At 63.4% G+C, this 20,864-nt stretch carries 18 protein-coding genes; 5 read left to right on the forward strand and 13 right to left on the reverse strand.

Annotated features, from left to right (window positions below):
• Positions 1-62 precede the first annotated feature (62 nt).
• The gene (locus V7Q53_RS00080) at positions 63-929 is read right to left on the reverse strand and encodes an IclR family transcriptional regulator (RefSeq protein ID WP_333826313.1); all 867 of its coding nucleotides are present in this window, start codon (positions 927-929) and stop codon (positions 63-65) included.
• A gap of 95 nt (positions 930-1,024) precedes the next feature.
• Between V7Q53_RS00080 and V7Q53_RS00085 the strand changes: the two genes are divergently transcribed.
• The 5 genes from V7Q53_RS00085 (at position 1,025) to V7Q53_RS00105 (ending at position 6,112) form a co-directional block, all read left to right on the forward strand.
• Positions 1,025-1,939 (forward strand): CaiB/BaiF CoA transferase family protein, encoded by a 915-nt coding sequence (locus tag V7Q53_RS00085; RefSeq protein WP_333826499.1) that lies wholly within the window; start codon positions 1,025-1,027, stop codon positions 1,937-1,939.
• A 99-nt stretch (positions 1,940-2,038) separates the two neighbouring features.
• Positions 2,039-3,304, forward strand: a complete 1,266-nt coding sequence (locus V7Q53_RS00090) for an aminotransferase class V-fold PLP-dependent enzyme (protein WP_333826314.1) — start codon at positions 2,039-2,041, stop codon at positions 3,302-3,304.
• Between the two features lie 46 nt (positions 3,305-3,350).
• Positions 3,351-4,391 carry a taurine ABC transporter substrate-binding protein gene (locus V7Q53_RS00095; protein WP_333826315.1) on the forward strand — a complete coding sequence of 347 codons (1,041 nt, stop codon included), beginning with the start codon at positions 3,351-3,353 and terminating at the stop codon, positions 4,389-4,391.
• 59 nt (positions 4,392-4,450) lie between these two features.
• Positions 4,451-5,269: an ABC transporter ATP-binding protein gene (locus V7Q53_RS00100; RefSeq protein WP_333826316.1), complete on the forward strand. Its 819-nt coding sequence runs from the start codon at positions 4,451-4,453 to the stop codon at positions 5,267-5,269.
• Positions 5,270-6,112, forward strand: a complete 843-nt coding sequence (locus tag V7Q53_RS00105) for an ABC transporter permease (protein ID WP_333826317.1) — start codon at positions 5,270-5,272, stop codon at positions 6,110-6,112.
• 111 nt (positions 6,113-6,223) lie between these two features.
• On the opposite strand, the gene V7Q53_RS00110 is transcribed toward V7Q53_RS00105, so the two are convergent.
• The 12 genes from V7Q53_RS00110 to V7Q53_RS00165 are packed head-to-tail and all read right to left on the reverse strand — an operon-like array spanning position 6,224 to position 20,685.
• Entirely contained in the window at positions 6,224-7,831 is a 1,608-nt protein-coding gene (locus V7Q53_RS00110; RefSeq protein ID WP_333826318.1) for an amidohydrolase, read from the reverse strand.
• Positions 7,824-8,678 carry a dimethylsulfonioproprionate lyase family protein gene (locus V7Q53_RS00115; protein ID WP_333826319.1) on the reverse strand — a complete coding sequence of 285 codons (855 nt, stop codon included), beginning with the start codon at positions 8,676-8,678 and terminating at the stop codon, positions 7,824-7,826. The genes V7Q53_RS00110 and V7Q53_RS00115 overlap by 8 nt, the downstream gene beginning before the upstream one ends.
• Entirely contained in the window at positions 8,675-9,514 is an 840-nt protein-coding gene (locus V7Q53_RS00120) for an ABC transporter permease subunit (protein WP_333826320.1), read from the reverse strand. Before V7Q53_RS00120 ends, V7Q53_RS00115 begins: the two co-directional genes overlap by 4 nt.
• On the reverse strand, positions 9,511-10,449 hold the full coding sequence (locus V7Q53_RS00125) for an ABC transporter permease (RefSeq protein WP_333826321.1): 939 nt from the start codon (positions 10,447-10,449) through the stop codon (positions 9,511-9,513). Before V7Q53_RS00125 ends, V7Q53_RS00120 begins: the two co-directional genes overlap by 4 nt.
• A gap of 2 nt (positions 10,450-10,451) precedes the next feature.
• Entirely contained in the window at positions 10,452-11,540 is a 1,089-nt protein-coding gene (locus V7Q53_RS00130; protein ID WP_333826322.1) for an ABC transporter ATP-binding protein, read from the reverse strand.
• Between the two features lies 1 nt (position 11,541).
• On the reverse strand, positions 11,542-12,642 hold the full coding sequence (locus V7Q53_RS00135) for a polyamine ABC transporter substrate-binding protein (RefSeq protein ID WP_333826323.1): 1,101 nt from the start codon (positions 12,640-12,642) through the stop codon (positions 11,542-11,544).
• A 45-nt stretch (positions 12,643-12,687) separates the two neighbouring features.
• A complete protein-coding gene (locus V7Q53_RS00140; protein ID WP_333826324.1) occupies positions 12,688-13,905 on the reverse strand; it encodes an aromatic ring-hydroxylating oxygenase subunit alpha in 1,218 nt (405 codons plus the stop codon).
• Positions 13,902-15,044, reverse strand: a complete 1,143-nt coding sequence (locus V7Q53_RS00145; RefSeq protein ID WP_333826325.1) for an aromatic ring-hydroxylating oxygenase subunit alpha — start codon at positions 15,042-15,044, stop codon at positions 13,902-13,904. The genes V7Q53_RS00140 and V7Q53_RS00145 overlap by 4 nt, the downstream gene beginning before the upstream one ends.
• Complete coding sequence (locus V7Q53_RS00150; protein ID WP_333826326.1) at positions 15,044-16,228, reverse strand: aminomethyltransferase family protein; 1,185 nt, start codon at positions 16,226-16,228, stop codon at positions 15,044-15,046. Before V7Q53_RS00150 ends, V7Q53_RS00145 begins: the two co-directional genes overlap by 1 nt.
• Positions 16,225-17,733, reverse strand: coding sequence for a phytoene desaturase family protein (locus V7Q53_RS00155; protein ID WP_333826327.1), 1,509 nt, complete (start codon positions 17,731-17,733; stop codon positions 16,225-16,227). The genes V7Q53_RS00150 and V7Q53_RS00155 overlap by 4 nt, the downstream gene beginning before the upstream one ends.
• Positions 17,720-19,336 (reverse strand): phytoene desaturase family protein, encoded by a 1,617-nt coding sequence (locus V7Q53_RS00160; protein WP_333826328.1) that lies wholly within the window; start codon positions 19,334-19,336, stop codon positions 17,720-17,722. The genes V7Q53_RS00155 and V7Q53_RS00160 overlap by 14 nt, the downstream gene beginning before the upstream one ends.
• Positions 19,333-20,685: an aspartate aminotransferase family protein gene (locus tag V7Q53_RS00165; protein ID WP_333826329.1), complete on the reverse strand. Its 1,353-nt coding sequence runs from the start codon at positions 20,683-20,685 to the stop codon at positions 19,333-19,335. Before V7Q53_RS00165 ends, V7Q53_RS00160 begins: the two co-directional genes overlap by 4 nt.
• Between the last annotated feature and the right edge of the window lie 179 nt (positions 20,686-20,864).

Below are 20,864 nucleotides of genomic sequence, written 5' to 3' on the forward strand. Positions count from 1 at the left end.
TCAGGTCGTCAAAAGGCAAGGCCGTCTGGCGGTTTCCGTCATCGCCCTAGCCTTGGCCCGCATCAGCTCGCGGTGCCCGCACCCCCGGCATCATTCTCGCCCGAGATAATGACAGTGCCTGCTTCCTGGCGACCTTCCAGAAGCGCCTTCAGATCAGCAACTGTCCTGAGCAGGCATTCGCGGATCTGCGTCTCGCACAGGGAACGCGGCAGGATGTCGACGATCCCACCACAGGTAAGCGCGACGATCGGAGAGCCATCACTGGGCCGAAAGCCTGTGCCGACCGCGTTGATATAGCTGAACCAGGTTCCATAGGCGCCCACATAACCGTCGCGCCGATAGCATTCGAGCGAGGCTTCGACCAGCGCCCGGATGGCGGATTCCTGTTCCGGTTCGCGGTCGATCAGTTTCTTCAGCAAGGCGTCGCGCGGCTCGGATTGCATCTCGGCAATATAGGCAAGGCCCATGGCCGATTTCAGAATCGGTGTCCGCGAACCCACGTTCAGTTTCAGGCTGACGGGCCCCTCCCCGTGACAATTCGCAAGATACAGCATCTCAAATCCCTCGCGTGTGCCGAGGGCCACGGCAACGCCTGTCTCGTCGGCCAACCGTTGCAGAAGAGGGCGCGCCATATGCACGACCGGCATGGCGCTGAGGCTGGAATAGCCCAGCGATATGGTCGCTGAACCGATGGAATAACGCCCCAGCGCGCTGTCGTAATGCAGATAGTCCAGTTCTGACAGCGCTTGCGTCAGACGGGAAATTGTTGCCTTGGGCAGGCCAGTCCGTTCCATCAGTTCCTGATTCCCCAGCGTGCTGTCGCCGGGGCCAAACGCCCGCAGAATCGCAAGTCCCCGGATCAGTGACACCGCGTTATTGGTCTTTCCTCCTTCGGACGGCTCGTCCGGATTGATCTGGCGTTTGCGCATAAGCCATTGTCCTTTCTCGGTGTTTACCAAAGGGTAGACAGTAGTATCACTGAAAGTGGAATTAATTTCCACACTATTGACAGAACGAACCGCCGCTGGGATATGATACGCTGCAACGCATCAATCCGGCGCTGATCTATTGTTCGATATCCGGTTACGGGCAATCCGGTCCCGAGCGCGACCGGCCCGGGTATGATTTCATCATGCAGGCCGAGAGCGGGTTGATGGCGATAACCGGCCAGGTCGACGGGCCGCCGCAGCGTCTGGGTGTTGCCTTTACCGATGTCGTTGCCGGCATGGTCGCCACGCAATCCATTCTGGCCGCGCTTCATCAGCGCACCATCACAGGACAGGGGCAGCTGATTGATGTGGCGTTGCTCGATGCCGCGCTCAACCTGCTGATCAATGTGGGCACCGGCTATCTGAATGCCGGGGTCGTTCCTCAGCGGTATGGCAATGCCCATCCGACGGTCGTGCCGTACCAGATTTTCGAGACCTCGGATGACAGCTTTGCCCTGGCCATCGGAAATGACCGGATGTTCCGCGATTTTTGCCAGAAGGTGATCGAGGTGCCCGAAATGGCGGCGGATGCGCGTTTCTTGACTGCGCATGAGCGCGCGCTCAACCGCGACACGCTGTTGCCGATGATGGCGGCGCAACTGGCCCGGCGCCCCTGCCAGTATTGGCTGGATGCCTGTCTGGCTGCGGGCGTTCCGGCAGGCCGGGTGCAGTCTGTGGCCGAGGCGCTGAACAGTCCGACGGTAGCGGCGCGGGGTCTTGTCCAGCGGCTTCAGCACCCGGAGCTTGGCGAAGTTGCGCTGGTCGGGCCCGCGCATGGCCTCGCCGCACAACGACATCACACACCCAAAGCTCCGCCGATGCTGGGGGAGGATACCGACGCTGTACTGCGCGGCGTGCTGGCCTATGACGCCGCGCGCATTGCAGCACTGAGCGACGCCGGGGTGATCGCCTGCCGTGTGCCGGAGGCCCCGACTCCGCCCGGCGGCTGAGAACAACCTTGCAGACGCTGCTTTGGGGCGCCGTCCAGGCGCTGTCGGGCGGGTAAAGGCCGGAAATGGCGGAACGCCAAGCAAGAAAGGAACTGCGGGATGACAGGTGGGACAGAAAGGGCGTCCTTTCCGGCGGGCGGTGCCCAGTGGGAGGATATCAGCCAGCGCATGGCCGATTTTTCCGCGAAGGATATCGACTGGCGGGGCGGCCGTGCGCCGATGTTCGTTTTCAAGAACGACGCGACCACGCAGGAGATCGGTCTGAAAGCCTATACAATGTTCTTTGTCGAGAATGCTCTCGGTGGCGGGCGGGCCTTTCACGGCATCGGCCGGATGGAGCGCGAGGTGCTGGACTACGGGCTTGACCTGCTGAACGCCCCCGAGGGCGCGAAAGGGGTGTTTACCCCCGGTGGCAGCGAAAGCATCTTTCTGGCGGTGAAGGCGGCACGTGAGAGCCATCGCGCCCGCGCCGGTGCGCCACGCCACGGGCTGAACATGGTCATGCCTGACACCGCCCATGCCGCTTTTGACAAGGCAGCGCAGGTCATGGATCTGGAAATCCGTCGCGCGCCACTGACCGAAGACAAACGCGTAGATCCAGAGGCGCTGCGCGCTCTGATCGACGATCACACCATGCTGATCGTGGGCTCTGCGCCGTGCTATCCGCATGGCGTCATCGATCCGATCGATGCGCTGTCCGCCATCGCGCTGGAAAGCGGGGTCTGGCTGCATGTCGATGCCTGCGTCGGCGGCTGGATCCTGCCGTTCTATCAGATGAACGGTGCGCCCCTCCGCGCGTTCGACTTTGCCCTGCCCGGTGTGCGCTCAATCTCGGCGGATCTGCACAAGTTCGGCTTTTGCCCCAAGCCTGCCTCAACGGTGTTCTTTCGGGATGTTGCGGATCAGGAACGCTCGGTTTTCGTTGCAGATCAGTGGCCCGCGGGCGTTTTCCGCACCGCCACACTGGCGGGCACGCGCCCGGCCGGGGCGGTGGCCGCCGCCTGGGCGGTGCTCAACCATCTGGGCACCGAGGGCTATCGCAAGGCCGCTGCGCGCATGGCCGCGATGACCGACGCCTATATCGCCGACATCACCGCCATCGAGGGGATGGAGTTCTGGGCAAAGCCCGACATGACCCTCATCAACTTCGGCTCGCGCCGACATGACATGATGAATGTTGCAGCCGCGATGATGCAGAAAGACTGGCTGGTCAGCATGACCCGCCGGCCCGTCGGGATTCATCTGATGATGTCGCTGCTGCATGAAAGCGCGCGCGGGCAATACATTGCCGATCTGCGCGCCGCGATTGCGCAAAGCCGCTCCGATATGCCCACCCCACAGTCAGGCACCACCGGATACGCCTGAAAAATTCAACCTGCGTTTGCACTGACCCAACAGGAGGAAGAAAAACATGCCCGGACCATCAGACTTTTCACGGCGCGATCTTCTGAAGATCGGCGGCAATATCGGAATGGCAAGCTTCATTGTTGCGCCATTTGGGCTGGCAGGACCGGCGCGGGCGCAGTCCAGAACCGCGGTGCTGAGCCATTTCTCTTCGGCCAATCCTCAGAACTATGCGCGCGCTACAGGCTCCATGCAGGAGGCCTTCGGCGACATCGCGAATGTGGATTTCAGGGGGGTTTCGACCGGGCCGGAAATTCTGACCGCCATGGCCGCAGGGGCGATCGACATAGGCAACATGGGGTCCAGCCCGATGCTTGTAGGCATGGCAAACGGCTTGCCGATCACCATGGTCTATATTCACAAGATCATCCGCTCCAGCGAGGCACTGATCGTGCGCGAAGAGTCAGGTATTGAAAGCATTGCCGACCTGCGTGGTCGCCGTATCGCCTGTCCGTTCAATACGTCGGTCCATTTTGCGGTTCTGGCCACCCTGGCAAGTGCGGGCCTGTCCAATACCGATGTGGAGCTGGTGAACCTGCGGCCAGATGCGATTGTCGCGGCATGGTCGCAAGGTGCGATTGATGCCGCCTATATCTGGACCTCGGTTCTGATGGCGCTGGAGAATGACGGCGGCAGGATCATTTTCACCACCGGCGATCTGGTCAACGAGGGCGTGCTGCTGATCGACGGTCTGGTGGTGCGCGATCAGTTCAAAGAGGAAAACCCCGATCTTGTCCTGATCTATCTGCAAGAGATCGCCCGGATCAATGAATTGTATAAGTCCGATCCCCAGCACATGGTCGATACCATGACCGATTTCATGCAGATTGATCGCGCTCTGGTGCAGCGCTTTGTCGACGGCAAACACACCCTGACCCCGGCCGAACAGGCGTCTGAAGACTGGATGGGGCTGCCGGGCGCCACCGACACGGGCATTCTGCGGGCGCTGAACCGGCAGGCGGAATTCATGGTGGAGACCGGCCAGATGACCAGTGTGCCCGATCTGCGCCCCTATATCGATTCGACATTCATCGAGCAGATGATCTGACAGAACGCTGCCTTGCCCGGGACAGTGGCAAGGCGGCCAGAAACGGAGCAGTTGGCCGGATGACGATAGAACCTTACCAATGGGCCGTCAGATGCCCGGAAACAGAGGCGAAGCTGGCAATAAGGGGGCTGAGCAAGACCTTTGGCACGGGTGCCGAGGCTGTGCATGCGCTGGTGCCGCTCGATCTGATGGTTGCCGATGGCGATTTTCTGTGTGTCGTCGGTCCGTCTGGATGCGGCAAGACAACGCTGCTGAACCTTGTGGCCGGGTTCGAGACGCCGAGCACAGGCACGGTCCGGCTTGACGGAAAGGATATCTCGGGCCCCGGGGCCGAACGTGGCGTGGTTTTCCAGCAGGGTGCCCTGTTCAACTGGATGAACGTGCTGGAGAATGTGGCCTTCGGCCCCCGGGCCTGCGGCGAAAGCAAGGCGCTTGCGCATCGCAAGGCGCTTGCCACGCTGGACATGGTCGGGCTGAAGGACTTTGCCCTGAAATACCCCTATCAACTGTCCGGCGGCATGCAACAGCGCGTTGGCATCGCCCGCGCACTGACCAATGATCCGCAGGTTCTGCTGATGGATGAACCCTTTGCCGCGCTTGACCAGCAGACGCGCGAAACCCTTCTGGCCGAGATACGCCAACTGTGGCAGCGCACCGGAAAGACCATCCTGTGGATCACCCATTCGATCGAGGAGGCGCTGTTTCTGGCAACGCATATTGTTGTCATGTCGCCCCGGCCGGGCCGGGTGCGCGCGGCGTTTCGCAGCCGCTTCAACGAAAGCAAAGATCCGTTGATCACGGTGGCCCCCGATTTTGTCGAAGCCAAGCGCCAGATCATCCATCTTCTGGGCCAGGACGCCAACAAGGAGGAGGTGTAAATGAGCGACAGTTACGCCGCATCGGAAACCCAGACGCTGGATACCGCCCCGCCCCGTCGCAAGCGCCGACTGCATGATCGCTGGCTGACCCTGGCCACTTTCCTTGTGATTCTGGGCACCTGGGCGCTGGCGACCGGAATGGGCCCCTGGGATCCGGTGATCCGCCCCTTGTTTCTGCCTTCGCCGCAGCGTGTGGTCGAAACCTTCGTACAGTTGTGGAACAACGGCTTTCAGGGCCGGACGTTGATGCAGCATGTCGGCGTCAGCATGTACCGCTTTTCGGTGGCGTTCTTCTTCTGCATTGCGATCGGTGTTCCGCTGGGCCTTCTGATCGGCATGAACAACCGGGTGCGCGCAATTGTTGAGCCGCCCATCCAGGCCATCCGCCCGATTCCGAAGATTGCCTTGCTGCCGCTGTTCCTGATCTGGTTCGGCATTGGCGATCTGTCCAAGATCATCGTGATCGGCGCGCCGGTTTTTCCGATCATCGTGATCAGTTCGATGCAGGCTGTCCGCTCCGTCAGCACCAAAAAGATTCAGGCAGCGCAGTCTCTGGGGGCGAACCGCTGGACGGTGTTTGCGCGGATTGTCATGCCTGCCAGTCTGCCGGGCATCTTTACCGGAATCCGGGTGTCAATTTCCATCGCGGTCACGATGCTTGTCGCCGCAGAGCTGACCGCAACATCCGAGGGCATCGCCTGGATGGCGATGACAGCGGCAGAATACCTGGCAACCAACATCGTCATCGTCGCGGTGCTGATCATGGCCCTGATCGGCTTCACCCTGGATCGCGTTTTCTGGTTGATGGAAAGCCGCATCGTCCATTGGGCGGGAAAGGATTGAGCCGCGCGCTGAGCCTGCTGCACAAACCGGAAGAGAAGCCCGCCACCGCCAGCCCCTGACAGCAGGCAAGGTGCTGCGTGGCGAAGCTTTCCCCACAGCGTTGTGAGCGCGTTACGGCGCCTGACGCCAGACAACCGAGCCTTTGAACAGGGTAAGAAGCACACGGGTTTCGGAAATTTCCTGCGGCGGGCAGGTGAAGATGTCGCGGTCAAGGATTATGAGGTCAGCTGAAAAGCCGGGCCGCAGCATGCCCGTGAAATGGTCGCGCCAGCAGGCGCGGGCGGCGTGAACGGTGTAGCCCTGCACGCATTCCTCGATGCTCAGGGCCTCTTGCGGCACAAAGGGCGCCCTGGGGTGCTCAATCTGCCGGGCCTGCCGGGTGATCGCCGTTTCGATGATCTCGAACGGGTTCAGGCTGCTGACCGGCCAGTCCGAGGAAAGGCACCAGTCCGCCCCGGCATCCAGCATCCGGCGGAAGGCATAGACATCCGGCCAGCGCTGCCGCCCGATCATGTCGAGCGCGATATCGGGGATCACCGGGTCGAACCTTGCCCAGAGCGGTTGGATATTCGCCATGGCGAGGCCCTGAAGGCGGGCAACATCGGCGGGATCCACAAGCTGCAGATGGGCAAGCTGGTGGCGGGCTGGCCACGCGCCGTTGGCCGCGCGCGCAGCCTCCAGCCCGTCAAGGGCGCGGCGGGCGGCGGCATCGCCGATCACATGGCTGTGGAGGGCAAAACGGGCGGCATCGAGGGCGATGAAAAGGGCACGGGTCTGCGCGGCACTGAACATGCAGGGCGCGGTGCCGCCCGCCGCATCTGCATAGGCGCGCAGCCCCGCCGCCGTGCGGTTCTCAAAAACGCCGTCCATGAAGAACTTGGCCGAATGCAGATGAAAGCCGGGGCCGGGATGGGCCTTGCGCATTCCGCTCAGCCGGGCAACGGCGCTTTCAGGCGTGTCAGCCTGCGTTACCAGCGCCGCCCCGGCCACGCGCAGGCTCAGATTGCCCTCTGCCTCGGCGCGGGCATAGATGCGCGCCTCGCGCTCGGTGATCCGGGGGTCAAGCACGCCGGTGATCCCGTGTTCATTGGCTAGGGATTGCCCGGCGCGCAGCCCTTCCATCCAATGCTCATCGCTCAGTTCCGGCAGGCGGGCGGCGACAAGGGGAATGACCTCTTCGTGCAGCATCCCCGTCGCACGGCCCGACGCATCGCGCAGGATATGGCCGTTCGGCGGGTCGGGCATCTGCTGGATGCCTGCCATCTCCAGGGCCTTGCTGTTCACGCAGGCGTTGTGAAAGGATGAGTCATAGAGGATCACGGGCCGCCCGCTGACTGCCCGGTCCAGTAGCGGGGCGCTCAGGTTATGCGTTCCGAATATCCCGGCTTGCCAGCCCGCACCCAGCACGACCGGAAGATCAGGTCTGGCATTGGCATGGGCGCTTAGGCGGGCGAGCAACCCCTCGTCGTTGGTCTCGGTATAGAGAGGGGCCGACGTGGCAAGATCAAGCCCGCCGGACAGAAGATGGATATGCGCGTCCTGAAACCCCGGCAACACCAGTTGCCCGCCCGCGTCAATCACCTCAGCCGCGCCGGGGGCGGGGGCCGGGCCGTGGCCCAGGGCGTTGACCACGCCGTGGCGCATGCGCATCCAGTTCGCATGGGGGGCGGCGGGGTCCATGGTGCGGATGCGGGCATTGATCAGCAGCGTTTCAGTCAAGGTGCTGAGCCTCCAGTTCGGGCCAGTCGTTGGCGGGAATGACCCGGGCCGCTTCTGCGATGTCGCGGGTCCAGGCATAGAGGCAGAGCAGGGGCACCGCGCCCACCTTGATGGCATGCGGCCGTCCGGCAGGGTTCCAGACCGGCTGGTGCGCGGGTTTGATGACCAGCGGCCTGCCGGGCCCGAAGCGCCAGCCATGCGGGCCGGTCAGGGGCGCGTAAAGCTCGGGCGCGGGGTGGTGGTGATCGCGGTAAAACACCTGCGGTGCGATCAGGAAGAGGCCGATGTCGAAATCCACCTCCGGCAATCCCCCTTCCGCACCGATGAGCGAGGCAAAGGCATGGCCGCGGCGAAAAGCCCCGCCGATCAGGGCAGGGTCGTAGGCGTCATAGCTACACCAGCCCAGATGCGGCGCGGCTGCGGTGATGGCGCCTGCGAGTGCCGGATAGTAAGGTTTCAGCGCGGCAAGGGCTGCGGGCAGATGCGCCGCGACCACGGCATTGTGCATGGGCGCTGCGGCTTTCACCGTGCGATGGCGGCGTGCGGCGGCGAGGCCCGCGCGCACTTCGGCCACACCGGGGCCGGGCAGGGCGCGCAGATAGCCGCTGATTTCATCCAGCAGGATGCCCGGCCCGCTGCTCCCGTCCCCGGGCAGGTCTTGCGGAACGGGCAGGCCGCGCGCGGCAAATTCGGGCGCGGGCGGTCTGGAGTCGCTGGCGGCAGCGACGCGGTAGGCTTCAAGCTGAGCGTCGCTGATCTGCCCCTTGACATGACAGGCCATGGCCCGGGCGTAGCGCGCGCGCCCCGTGCCCGCGCTGCCGAGCGGCAGGCCCAGACGCCCGCTCATTTCCCGCCCCGATAGGCCAGCTGCGCATCCTTCGCGCGGCGCTTTTCGGCGCGGTGCAGGATGAACCCGGCCAGTGCCACGCCAATGCCCACCGTTACCACAATCAATGTGGCCAATGCGTTCACATCAGGGGTCACGCCCAGCTTGACCTTTGACCAGATCAGCAGGGGTAAGGTGGTGTTGCCCGGTCCGGTGGTGAACGAGGTGATCACCACGTCGTCCAGCGAGATCGTGAAAGCCAGCAGCCAGCCGGCCAGAATCGCGGGCGAGATCACCGGTAGGGTAATGTCGCGCAGCACCTGCCAGGGACGCGAGCCAAGATCCATGGCCGCTTCTTCGATCGCACGGTCGGCCGAGGACAGCCGCGCCTGAACCACGGTCGCCACGAAGACCATCGAGAAGGTGATATGCGCCAGTGTCACGGTCAGAAACCCACGCTGGCCCGGCCAGCCGATCCATTGCGCCATCAGGATGAACAGCATCAGCGTGGCGATGCCGGTGATCACTTCGGGCATCACCAGCGGGGCCGTCACCATCGCCGAAAACACGGTGCGCCCGCGAAAGCGCCGGAACCGGGCCAGCGCGATTCCCGCCATCGTGCCCAGGATCGTGGCCCCCGTGGCCGACACAAAGGCGATCTTCAGCGACAGGATCACCGCCTCCCAGACCTGACGGTTGGTCCAGAGCGACTGGTACCAGCGTATCGAGAACCCGCCCCAGACGGTTGCCAGCCGCGACCCGTTGAAACTGTAGACGATCATCGACAGGATCGGGATGTAGAAGAAGGCAAAGCCGAAGCACAGCATGGTGATCAGAAAGACGGGCCGGCGGTTCATTTCAGCGCCTCCTCCGGCGTAGTGCCATCGGCTTTGGCACTGTACCGGGTAAACAGGATGGTTGGCCCCACCATCAGCAGCAATAGCACCACCGCCACCGACGAGGCCATCGGCCAGTCGCGCGCGGCGCTGAACTCGTCCGAGATGACCCGCCCGATCATCGGCATGCGCGCATCGCCGACAAGCGTGGGAATGACCAGCTCACCGGCGGCGGGAATGAAAACCAGCAGGCCGCCTGCGATGATGCCGGGCACCGATTGTGGCAGTGTCACATCCCGGAACACCCGGAACGGGCGCGAGCCCAGATCCATCGCCGCCTCATCCAGCGCGCGGTCCAGCCGCTCAAGATTGGCGTAAAGCGGAAGGATCATGAAAGGCAGATAGGTATAGACCATCACGAGCACGACCGCGAAATTTGTGTGCATCATCGGCACATGGCTGACTGCCCAGCCTTCCGGGGTCATCACGTTCCACAGATCGGTCAGCAGTCCGTTGAACCACGAGTTGCGGCCCATCAGCCCCATCCAGGCATAGACCCGCAGCAGAAACGAGGTCCAGAATGGCAGGATCACCAGCATCAACAGGATGCCGCGCCAGCCAGAGCTGACACGCGTAAGCCCCAGCGCCATGGGATAGCCGATCAGCAGACAGAATCCGGTCGCCAGTGCCGCGTTGAGCAGCGATGTCAGAAAGCTGCGGATATACAGCGGATCCGTGAACAGCCGAGCATAGCCCTCCAGATTGATCACCGGATTGTCGCCGCCAAAGCCGAAGGGCGGCACACTGGGCGTGCGGGTGGCAAAGCTCATCGCCAGAACGATGGCGAAGGGCAGCAGAAACAGTACCAACAGCCACAGATACGGCACCCCGATGATCAGATCACGCCAGCCGCGCCGGTCGAACCACAGGGACAGGTGGTGCGCAAGGCGGGCCATCGTCAGTCCTTCAGCAGGATGGCGGCGTCAGGGTCGAACGAGACCCAGACGCTGTCGTCCCAGTCAGGCGTCTGGGCGCCGCGCCGGGCATTGACGGCATGCACGCTGATCAGCGCGCCTGAGGGCAGGTTGATGCGATAGAGGCTGTCCTTGCCGAAATAGGCCAGATCGCGCACCGTGCCGGGGATCACATTCGGCCCCTCGGGCCGTTCGCGGGTCAGGCGCAGCTTTTCGGGGCGCAACGCAAGGGTCAGCGCCTCGCCCGGGCGGGTGTCGAGAGGGCATGCCACCTGCACGGACCTTCCGAAGTCAGGCACGTCGAGGGTGAGAATGCCGTTGACGGAGCGGCCGGCGCGCCCGTCGAACTGGCTGATCGTGCCCAGGAACCCTGCAACATAGCGCGAGTTGGGGTTTTCATAGACCTCACCGGGGCGGCCCACCTGACGCACCGCGCCCTTGTCCATCACCGCCAGCCTGTCGGCCAGCGTCATTGCCTCTTCCTGATCATGGGTGACCACAACAAAGGTGACGCCGGTGCGCGCCTGAATCGACATCAGCTCGAACTGGGTCTGCTCGCGCAGCTTCTTGTCCAGCGCGGCGAGCGGTTCATCCAGCAGCAGCACCTTGGGCTGGCGCGCCAGCGCCCTCGCCAGCGCGATGCGCTGGCGTTGCCCGCCCGAGATCTGGTGCGGCTTTCGGTCTTCAAAGCCGGTCATCTGCACCAGATCCAGCATCTCGGCCACCCGCGCGCTGCGCTGCGCCCGGCTCATCCGCTCATGCTGCAGGCCATAGCCGACGTTTCGCGCCACGCTCATATGCGGAAACAGCGCGTAGGACTGGAACATCATATGCACGGGCCGGTTCCAGGGCGGCACTCCGGCCATGTCCAGCCCGTCGATGCGGATGCTGCCCGCGCTGGTGGATTCGAACCCGGCCAGCATCCGCAAAAGTGTGGTCTTGCCGCAGCCCGATGCCCCCAGCAACGCAAAGCATTCGCCCCGCGCGATGGTCAGCGATACATCCCGGACTGCGGGGAAACTGCCGAAATTCTTGGATACGCCGTCGATTTCGATGAACGCGTCCCCGGTCATTTCAGCCCGCCTTGATGGTAGACCAGATGCGGGTCAGCTCGCGTTCCTGCTCAGGGGTCTGCGGCTGCGTGGTGTACATCCGCGCCCGGGTTTCGGGATCGGGATAGATGGCCGGATCGGCGGCGATATCCGGGTCAAGGAACGGCATCGCGGCGGCGTTGGCATTCGCATAGCCGGTGTAATTGGTGCAATCGGCAATCACTTTGGGCCGCAGCATGTAATCGATGAACCGATAGGCATTGTCCGTATGGGGCGCGTCCGAAGGCATTGCCCAAAGGTCGAACCACGCAGGCGCCCCGGTGCGGGGAACAAAATAGGCCAGTTCAATGTCGATCCCGGCCTCGGCGGCGCGGGCGGCGGCAACGCCGTAATCCCCTGACCAGCTGTTGACCGCGCACATCTCGCCATTGGGAAGGGCGGTGAGGTAATTGGCGTTATCGAAGGTGGCAATGTATGGCCGGATCGGCGCGAAAGCCTCGGCCATGCGCTGGTATTCGGCGGGGCCTGCGGTGGAGGGGTCGATGCCCAGCCAGCTCATCACCATGAACCCGATGTCTGAAGGGCTGTCGAGGATCGACAAGCCGCAATCGGCCAGCGCGGCGGCATTGACCGGGTCAAAGATGGTCTCAAGCGCTTCCAGGTCTGCGTCGGGCAGGCGCTCCCGCACCATCGCAAGGTTGTAGGTGAACCCGACCGAGCCCCACATGTAGGGCACCCCATAGCGGTTGCCGGGGTCATAACCATCGACGATGCTCAGGATATCGGGGTCAAGATTGCCCCAGTTGGTCAGCCTGGCGCGGTCAATGGGCTGATAGACCCCGGCGCGGATGAACTCGGGCATCGACAGGCCCGCCATCAGCACCACGTCATAGCCGGTGGACCCGGCGAGCATCTTTGCCTGCATCTCTTCGGATGAGGCATAGAGGTCATAAATCACCCCGATCCCGGTCTCGCGTTCAAAATCCTCGATTGTGGTCTCGCCGATATAATCGGACCAGTTATAGACATTAACGCGCCCGGCCTGGGCCCAGGACGGGCGGACATAGGGTGTGGCAAGGACTGCACCCATCCCGAGAAGGGTATGGCGTCGGGTCAGTTTCATGGCATTCTCCCCGTTTGTTCTGTTGTGATTGATTTTACAGTCAGCTTATGCCCGCCCCTGAACCGGACAAGACATTTCTTCGTTTCGTGCCGCGATCTGATCCTCGGGCGGGGCCACCGCCAGCGACATCACCGGCAGGATGCGGCGCAGCCCGTCATGATGGCGCCGCAGCCCGTATTCCAGGTCGGACAGGTGGAAACCCTCAAAGGCGTCGGACATCATCGATTCGTTCGACCAGATCGAAAGCTGCTGATCCTCGACTGATGTGTCCCGGTCGATCCGATAGGCCAGATAGCGCGCAAGCCGTTGCTGCCGCGTCTCATGCGGCCAGCGATAGCTGCGACCGGAAAGGCGCGTCATACCCTCGGACAGCGGGATGTCGTGGTAGAACTGCACGCCCTCCGGCGTCATGGTGAAAACCGAGTTGGGGAAGAAGCCGTAATAGCTCCATGCTTTCTGAAGATGCCCGGGCAGGTCGGTCCGTTCGGGCGATATCCGGGTATAATTGCGCACCGACCAGAGCCGCCCGGGCGTATCGCCATACCACCCGATCGACATGGAAAGCCCGTTTTTCAGATACAGGTCACGGTAGGTACGCCCGTAAAGATCCTGCAGGCCGGGATGGGCAAGGGCAACGTGATACCCCTCGTTGTCGACATCCCGCACCGACTTCCAGTTGACGGGCAGGTCACTGGCCCGGTTGGGCACGCTGACCGGCACAAGATCCTGCACCCGGTAGCTGGCGAAATCGGCGTCAAAGGGGGCGAGCAGCGTGGCGATCCCCGGTTGTGGCCCGGGTGAGAAGCGGATGAAGAGGAAGCCGTGAAAGCTGTCCATCTCGATGGGTTTCAGCCCGAAATCCTCACGCTTCATCGCGCCGAAGGACCGGGGCTGTGCTGCACCGCGCAGGCTGCCGTCAAGGTTATAGACCCAGCCATGAAAGGGGCAGACAATGGCACCCCTGCAATTCCCCGTCTCGCCGTCCACCACCCGCGCGCCCCGGTGGCGGCACAGGTTATGGAACGCCCGTATCACCCCGTCCTGCCCGCGCATGATGACCGCGCGCTCGCCCAGCAGATCGAACGCCAGCCAGTCGCCGGGTTCGGGCAGGTCGCATTCATGCCCGACGATCTGCCAATGGGTCAGAAAGAGTTTCTCTCGCTCCAGCGCGAACAGTGCCGGTGAGTGATAGGTCCAGGCGGGAAGCCCGCCCCGGTCCCAGTTTTTGGGAACGTCGATTGTCGGATAGGGTAGTTTCGTCATGGCGCGCCCTCCATCTCGGCCTGAATCCATTGGTGGAAGCGGTGGATCTCGTATTCTTCGGGCATCAGCCTTGCGGCACTGAACGCGGGCGAGCGGATGCCGCGATGGTTCATCTCTGAGGCCTCACCATCCTGCGCCATCACGCGTTTCGCGAAAGTCGCCACCGTGGCGGCGTCAAACCCCGGCTGGGAAGCTGTTTCGGCGGGAAAATGCCATTCGGCGACAAGGGTGGTCCTTTCCGGATTGCTCGGCACAATCCGCACCGAGCGGACATGGTCCACATGCGCGACAACATAGGCCGAGGGCCAGAGGGTGACGAAACTGAAGCCTGCCTGCCGCTCGGCCCCGGTCAGGCCGGGGAAAACCGGCCCGCAGGGAGCGCCGTCTGCGGTCCAGCTTTCTGCGCCATGCCGCAGGGCAGGGGGCGCGGATTCTTCGGGAGTCCAGCCCGCTGCCTCGGGTGCGGTCATGATGCCACGACCATAGACCGGCACCAGCGCGCAAAGCTCAGGATGGATGCCGGGACAATGCAGGCATTCCGAATAGTTCTCCCAGAAGACCTTCCAGTTACAGGCGATTTCCACTTCCCAGCGATGGCCGGTGACAAGGCTGTCCATCGGCCAGTTGTCCAGGGTTCCAAGGTCCACATCGGCGTGAAGCGGGCCGGGGTTGGCCGACTGGTTCAGAAACACGAAACCGTTCCAGAGTTTCAGAGAGACGGGTTTCAGGCCGTGGGCGGATGTGTCGAAATCCGCGCTCGGCACGGCATGGCCCGTTGATACCAGCCGCCCGTCAGAAGCGGCGAAGGCGAAGGCGTGATAGGGGCAGCGGATCAGCCTGCTGACCGCTTCGTCCGGCGAGCGGCACAGTTCCGAGCCGCGATGCGGGCAGGAGTTGTGCCAGGCCGCAAGCTTGCCGCCGGCATCCCGCACCACGATCACCGGCGCCTCGCCCACCATGACCCGGCGCATCCGGCCAGCGGGGAAATCCGCCGCCCGACCGGCCATCACCCAGTGGCGGGCAAAGAGGGTGGTCATTTCCCGCGCGTACCAGCCCGGGTCCAGATAGGCGTCGCGCGGCAGCCCGCGCGGGCAATGATCAAGGCGCGGTGACAGCGGGTGGGGGCCGGGCTGTGCCATCAGAACCTTCCCGGCGGTGTGGCACGGCGGCGCTCGTGGGTGAAAAAGGGCCGCTCGACGACCCGCGCATGCATCATCAGCTTCTCGTAATGCAATTCCCGCAGGGCGTAGATTTCCGCCCACAAGCTCAGGGCATGGGCATGCTGCGTCCGGATCTGCGCCAGCGCGATGTTCTTCTTCAGCGCCGGTGACCAGCAGGCCCCGGTGACCACACCGACCTCGTGCTTTCTGTCCCGATACAGGATTGCCCCTTCAGCCGGGATGTTGCCGTCAATCTCCAGCCCGACGAAGGACCATCCGGTGCCTGTTGCCCGCTGACGCTGAAGCGCCGCCTTGCCGGTGAAGTGGCCCTTTTCCCAGTCGATCAGCCAACCCAGACCCATTTCCAGCGGCGTGCGCAGGCGGTCTTCGCGCAGGCAGATGTCGGCGGGCGTGAAATCCTGCCCGGTGATGATGAACCCCGCTTCAAGCCGGGCGATGTTCAGGGCATCTGATCCGATGGGGCGCAACCCGTGCAGCGTTCCGGCGTCGAACAGCAGATCCCAGAGCGGCAGTGCCTGACCGGGCGATGTCCACAACTCGTAGCCCAGATCCCCGGTGAACCCGGTGCGCGAAATCATGAGCTGCCCGCTGCCCAAGGAATAATCTGCCATGCGGAAGGGTTTCAGCCCGTCGATGGCAAAGCCCGCAAGCCGCAGGACTTCGGCTGAAGTCGGGCCTTGCAGTGACAGCGCGGCGATCTCTTCGGTCTCTTCGGTGATGGATACGTCAAAGCCGTGGGCGCTGTCGGACAACCAGTTCAGATGGCGCTCCTGACAGCACAGGCGATAGCGGTCGGCGGCCAGCCGGAACAGGGTGCCGTCATCCAGCAGATGGCCCGCGTCATTGACCCATGCGGTGTACTGCACGCCGCCCACCGACAGTTTCGCAACATTGCGCAGCGTCAGCCGGTTCAGGTAGTCGGCGGCCTCAGGCCCCTCGATCCGGTATTTGATCATCGGGCAAAGGTCATAGGCGGTCGCGGTGTTGCGGATGGCCGAATGCTCCATCGCGAGGTCTTCGTAGGTGAGCGCCGTTGCATAGCCCGCCCAGTTTCCCCAGGCCAAAAGCCGGTTTGCGGCCTCGGTCCTCGGGTGAAAGGGCGTCTTGAGAAGCGGGGTTTCGAAATGGGTCAGCGCGCTCATTGTCCCGCCTCCATAGCGAGGGCGGCATTCCAGCCCGCCGTACCTGAGACACCCCCGCCGGGATGACACCCGGCCGAAGCAAGCCAGAGGCCCGGCACCGGCCCCTTGTATTGTGCAATTCCGGGCAGCGGGCGCAGGAACAGCATCTGTTCGACACTCAGCTCACCGGCATGCCATTGCCCGCCGGGCAGGCCATAGATGGCCTCGATGTCGTAAGGCATCAGCAGCGTTGCACTGTCCACCAGTTGGCCGATTCCCGGCGCATGGGCCTCAAGCTGCGCAAGGCATGCCGCCAGCATCGCGGCGCGTGCACCATCTTTGTCTGCGGGGTTGTGGGGGGCGAACTGGGCGATGGCAGAGAGGTGGTGCAGGCCATCAGGCGTCGGTTCATATGCGCTGGGGATCATGATTTCCATCACCGGGCGTTCAGGCACCTGGCCATATTTCACCGGGTTGAAGGCCAGCTCCACGGCATGCTCTGACGGCGCGATGAGCAGGCGGTCTTTGATATCTGCGCCCCTGAAATCCGGCAGGCCGCGCAAGGCAAGGTGCAGCTTCGCCGCCCCGCCACGTGCTTTCAGCTGGCGCGCCCGCGTGGTCAGGCCGGCATCCAGATGGCGTGGCCCGACTAGGCTGAGGAGTGTGGTTGCGGGCGCGATGGCAGAGACGACGCGGTCTGCGCGGACTTCCTCGCCGCCTTCCAGCGCAACCCCGACAACCCGTTCCCCTTCGATCAGAATGCGCGCCACCCGCGCGTCACATTGCAGGCTTACGCCCCTCGCCGCCGCCGCGCGGGCCATCGCAGCCCCCAGCGCCGCCATGCCGCCTTTCGGCAGGCCAAGGGCGGCCTGAACACCCTCTGTCTGCCCGGACAGGCGGACAAGCCAGGGCAGCACCGAGTTCGGAGAGCGCGGGCCGAGCCAGCCGCCAAGCGTGGCATCAAAGGCATGTGCCCCTTTCAGCAACGGGTCAGAAAGCGCATCATCCAGCAGGTCATGCACATTCGTCAGAAGGATCCGGCCCAGTTCACGGAAGTCCTTCGCGCCCATCATCCTTGCCCTCAGCGCGATCATGGCAAGCTTGCCCATGGGGTTTCCGGTGCCCCGGGCAATGCGCGGCGGGGTCATCTGGTTGAGGGGCGCGAGCACGGCAGCGAACCGTAGCAGACGGGCGCGCAGCGTTTCCCATGCCAGGCGGTCTTCGGTGCTGATCCCGCCCGACAATCGCGCGCCCACCGCACCTTCCAGCCGCAGATGCTGCCCCTGAGCAGAAAGCGCGGTGGTTGCCAGAGAGGGGTTCAGCCATGTCAGCCCGTGCTGCGACAGACCCATCGCCTTTTCCACGCGCGGATCGAGGTTGTAGGACAGATGCGCCAGCCCCGCCCCTCCGCCGGGGTGCGACGCCGCTTCAAGCACCACGACCTTTGCGCCGCCCGAGGCCAGCCGGTATGCCGCCGCCAGACCGTTCGGCCCCCCGCCGATGATGATGGTGTCAGACGAGGGCATAGGCGTCGCTCATGTCTTTCGCGGGGGTCTTCATGTCGCGCAAGATCTCTGCCGCCGCATTGCGCCCCGGCGCCCCCATCACGCCGCCACCGGGATGCGTGGACGAACCACAGATCCACAGATCCCGGATCGGTGAGCGGTAGTTCGCATAGCCCGGAACGGGGCGGTTGAAGAACATCTGGTCAAAGGTCAGTTCGCCCTGAAAGATGTTGCCCTCGGTCAGTCCGACTTCGGCTTCCAATTCGCGCGGGGTGCGTACCTCGACATGCAGAATCAGGTTTCTGAACCCCGGCGCATGGGCCTCGATCTGGTCAAGGCAGGCATCGCGGAAGGCATCGCGGTCAGCATCCGTCCAGTCGCGGCCTTCAATCCTAGGGGGTGCATATTGCACGAAGCAGGACATGAAATGCTTGCCCGGCGGGGTCATCGACGGGTCGATGAGCGTGGGGATCATCATATCCTGAAACGGATCGCGGCTAAACTGCCCGGCTTTCCAGTCATCGTAGGCGGCTTCCATCCTTTCGATGGAATCTGTGAAATGCAGATCACCCCTGATGTTGGGCGCATCTTCGGGCAGGGCGGAGAACCGCGGCAGCCCGTCCAGCGCGATGTTCAGTTTGCCGGAGGAACCGCGCGTCTTGAAGCATTGTACCCGTTTGACGAAATCGCCGGGAAGCGCGCTTTCCTCGACATGTTTCAGGAAGGTCCGGCGCACATCCATGTTCGAGATGACGCGCGCGGCGCGGATTTCCGCGCCCCCCTCAAGAACCACTCCCTCGGCGCGGCCGTTCTTCACCAGTATCTGCTCAACCCCTGCGCCCGTGCGGATTTCGCCGCCCGATGCGTGCAGGCTCGCGCTCAGCGCCCGGGTAATGCCGCCCATCCCGCCCCGCGAGTAACCCCATGACCCCACATTGCCATCCACATCGCCCATCGCGTGATGGAGAAGCACATAGGCCGTGCCGGGCGACATGGGCCCCAGCGCTGTGCCGATGACCGAACCGACCGCCTGATAGGCCTTCACCGCCGGGTTTTCGAAATACCCGTCCAGAAAATCGGCGATGGACATGGTCCAGAACCGCAGCATCTCATAGATCTGCGTTTCTGACTGGCCGGTGATCTGGCGGCCCAGCCATGCGAGTTCTGACAGGTCGCGCGGCCGGAACGATGCAAGGTCGGGCGGGCGGCGCATCAGCATGGGACGGATCAGGCGGCAGTTGCGCAGGATGTCACGGGCGTAGCGGTCATAGGCCTCGGCGTCGCGCTTCGAATGGCGGGCAAATTCGCGCCGGTTCGCCTCGTGGTTCCGGAACATCCCCAGATATCCGCCGTCAGAGGTGAACAACGCCCCACCCTCATAGGGCAGTATCTGCAGCCCGTGCCTGGGGAGATCCAGATCGCGCATGATCTCGGGGCGGAACAGGCTGCTGACGTAAGAGCAGTTCGAATAGGTGAAGCCGGGGTAAAGTTCGCGGCTCACTGCCGCCCCGCCTACCCAGTCGTTCTTTTCGACCACCAGCACCTTCAGCCCGGCCCGGGCAAGATAGCAGGCGGTCACCAGCCCGTTATGCCCGGCCCCGATGATCAGCGCATCATAGCTCACTGTGCTTTTGCCTTGTTCCCGATATGCTCAAGCGTCAGATCGACCGCTGTCTCCACGGCTTTCAGCGTGTCGGTCAGGCAGGAGGGGTCCAGCCCGTGCGCCTCGCACATGAACCATGGCTCGCGGCTGTCGGGCTCCACGATGACGTTGAGATCGTGCAGGAAACGGGCCATCTGATCATAGAAAGAATAGTCGGACCGCTTCCAGTCGCGGTAATTGTCAGGGGGCGTTTCGGCAAAGAACAGGCCGAACATTGACGGATGCCCGGTGAACGAATGCACGATCCGGCGGGCGTCGAGGATTTGCGAGATCCCGGTCTTGAGCCGCTCGCCGTAGTTCGCAAGGGTTTCCAGCGCCGGTGTCTCGTCCAGAATGCACAGGCATTCCTCGGCAGCCGCAAGACTGACGGAATGCGCGGTAAAGGTGCCGCCATGGCTTGCCCCGCCATAGCGGAACATGCGCATCACCTCTTCGCGGCCCGCCACAATCGCGATCGGGTAACCATTGGCGACAGCCTTGGCAAAGGTGGTGATGTCAGGCTGCACATCCATGAGCCCCTGAATGCCGCTTTTGCCGACACGGAAGCCTGATTTCACCTCGTCGATGATGAGCATGACGCCGTATTTCGTGCATAATGCGCGTGCGAGCTGCACATAAGCGGTCTGCGCCATGATGGAGCAGCAATTGCCCTGAATCGGCTCGATGAGCATGGCGGCAAGCCTGTCGCCATGGCGTCTGAACATGTCCTCCAGCCGCTGAAAGTCATTCATCGGGGTGATATGCGCCAGTTGCCTGACTGTCGGCGGGACGCCTTTGCCATAAGGTACCAGTTCCGGATCGGTGTTTGATCTGAGGTCCCATCCGTCCATGTCGGACATCCACATGGCTGCATCGAAAAGGCCGTGATACCCTCCCTCCACCAGGAGATAGCTTTCGCGCCCGGTATAGGCGCGTGCCAGACGCAGGGCGGCCATGACCGCCTCGGTGCCGGAGTTGGAAAAGCGCACCAGCTCCGCCGCCGGGACCATGCTGGCGATGCGGTCGGCCACGATCAGTTCGCGCTCGGTGGAAAGGGCAAAGACGCCGCCCACCTCCATCCCCTTGCGCGCCGCGGCATCGACCCGGTCATCCGCATAGCCAAGGATCGCCGGGCCATAGCCCAGCCGGTAATCAACATAGGTGTTGCCGTCGATATCCCAGGTTCGCCCGCCCTTGCCGTGATGCACATAGATCGTCCGGTCCTCGCCCCAGTAGCGGAAGCTTGAAGCCACCCCGAGCGGCAGTCTTTTGACGGCACGCTGAAACTGGGCGTTCGATCGGGTGAGGGTCCGTGTGGGCAAGGAGGTCATGAAATCTCACAATGCTGCTACCGATGCCCCAGCCTGACATTCGACTGACTGGACTGTCAATCAAATCTTTGCGATTGTGTCCCCCATGATGCCCGCTAAACAAGGGGGGCCCAGACCGGACAGGCCCATGACCGATACCGCAACACCCTCATCCCCGCCGCCTTCGCCGCCTTCGCCGC

It is taken from the genome of Pararhodobacter sp. (assembly GCF_036802785.1).
Lineage (GTDB): Bacteria > Pseudomonadota > Alphaproteobacteria > Rhodobacterales > Rhodobacteraceae > Pararhodobacter.